We start from the raw sequence: 1,306 nt of genomic DNA, 5'->3' as shown, positions 1-1,306 counted from the left end.
CCATACCGGCCCGCGGCATGTGAAACGTCGCAAACTGAGGCCTGACACATGACCGTACCCGATCACATGTACAAACTGTTGAAAGAATCTCTTGCATTGAACGGGGCATCCACACATGGGAAGGACATAAATCCATTCACCGTTCTGACTTTCTTCAGGCCAAAATGCGTAAGACGCAAGGTGACCTGGCAGGGGCTGAGGGGCTCGAACCCACGACCCTCGGTTTTGGAGACCGATGCTCTACCAACTGAGCTAAACCCCTAAAGTCGTCGCAGGAAGTACGGCACCCAGCGATTGGAATCAAGAGCGATTTACAACAATCGAGCAATCTCCGCCCCGTGTGGTCAAATTTATCTTTCAAGACGGATTATTTCGCAGCCTTAGAAACGGAAACCGCCTTCAAAGCGCCAATATCCGCGCCGACAATGAGAGGAAGGTGACGTTGAATGTCCTCGATCGGCCAATCCCACCATTTAATCTCCAACAGGGAATCAATCACGTCTGATTCAAAACGTGGGCGGATGGGCTTTGCTGGATTGCCACCAACGATCATATAGGAGCCAACGTCATTCGTGACCACCGAGCCAGTGGCGATAATTGCCCCGTCTGCAATACTCACGCCAGGCATGATTTTGGCGTCATGCCCGACCCAAACGTCATTGCCAATATGCGTATCCTGAAATGCCTCCGTGTTTTGTGCGTAAACGCCCATGGTTTCAGGATTAAAGATCGCAAAGGGATAGGTTGAAAAACCGCCCATCGGATGGTTCGCCGAGCTCGTAATAAACAGCACACCCTGCGCAAACTGGCAGAACTTACCAATCGTCAGGCGCTCAGGCGCACCCGCATAAAGATAGGGTGCAATGCCGCTCGCCCAATCCTCAACGGGGTGGAATGAGTTGAAATAACTGTAATCCCCGATCTCAATATTGGGGTGATCAATGACCTGATTGAGGTAAACGAGGTTTTCCAGAACCGTTCCATCGGGGAGGGTTACTGGGTTTGCCGCTTCGGGACGCAAAAAAGAAGAGGGCATGAAAAGCCTTTAGTTGGGTAAATCGTCAAACAAGAAATGCCGTATGTTCGCCCATCTTGTCACGCCGAAAATTTTTGTTTCTCTAACTGAAGATCGCTTTTGAGTTGCTCTAAACGAAAAAGGGCCGCCCGAAGGCGACCCTTTCAAACTCAAGCAGCTAATGCTTACTCGATGATTTTAGAGACAACACCGGAACCAACAGTGCGGCCGCCTTCGCGGATCGCAAAGCGCAGGCCAGCTTCCATGGCGATTGGCGCGATCAGTTCAACT

At 51.0% G+C, this 1,306-nt stretch carries 2 protein-coding genes and 1 tRNA gene; all 3 read right to left on the bottom strand.

Annotation, left to right across the window (positions count from 1 at the left end):
- Window positions 1–186: 186 nt before the first annotated feature.
- A tRNA-Trp gene (locus tag AB9F27_RS21845) sits at window positions 187–262 on the bottom strand.
- A gap of 105 nt (window positions 263–367) precedes the next feature.
- Window positions 368–1,036 carry a CatB-related O-acetyltransferase gene (locus AB9F27_RS21840; RefSeq protein WP_335586675.1) on the bottom strand — a complete coding sequence of 223 codons (669 nt, stop codon included), beginning with the start codon at window positions 1,034–1,036 and terminating at the stop codon, window positions 368–370.
- Between the two features lie 164 nt (window positions 1,037–1,200).
- A partial coding sequence (locus AB9F27_RS21835; RefSeq protein ID WP_369757590.1) for a hypothetical protein occupies window positions 1,201–1,306 on the bottom strand: 106 nt, incomplete at its 5' end.

The organism is Falsihalocynthiibacter sp. CO-5D18 (genome assembly GCF_041205445.1).
Taxonomy (GTDB): Bacteria; Pseudomonadota; Alphaproteobacteria; order Rhodobacterales; family Rhodobacteraceae; genus Falsihalocynthiibacter; species Falsihalocynthiibacter arcticus.
The sequence above is the reverse complement of the archived record's forward strand: the minus strand, read 5'-3'. Positions and strand labels throughout refer to the sequence as shown.

Excerpts from the sequence above, each read along its gene's own strand:
- AB9F27_RS21840 (WP_335586675.1), bottom strand. The coding sequence starts at position 1,036 with ATGCCCTCTTCTTTTTTGCGTCCCGAAGCGGCAAACCCAGTAACCCTC.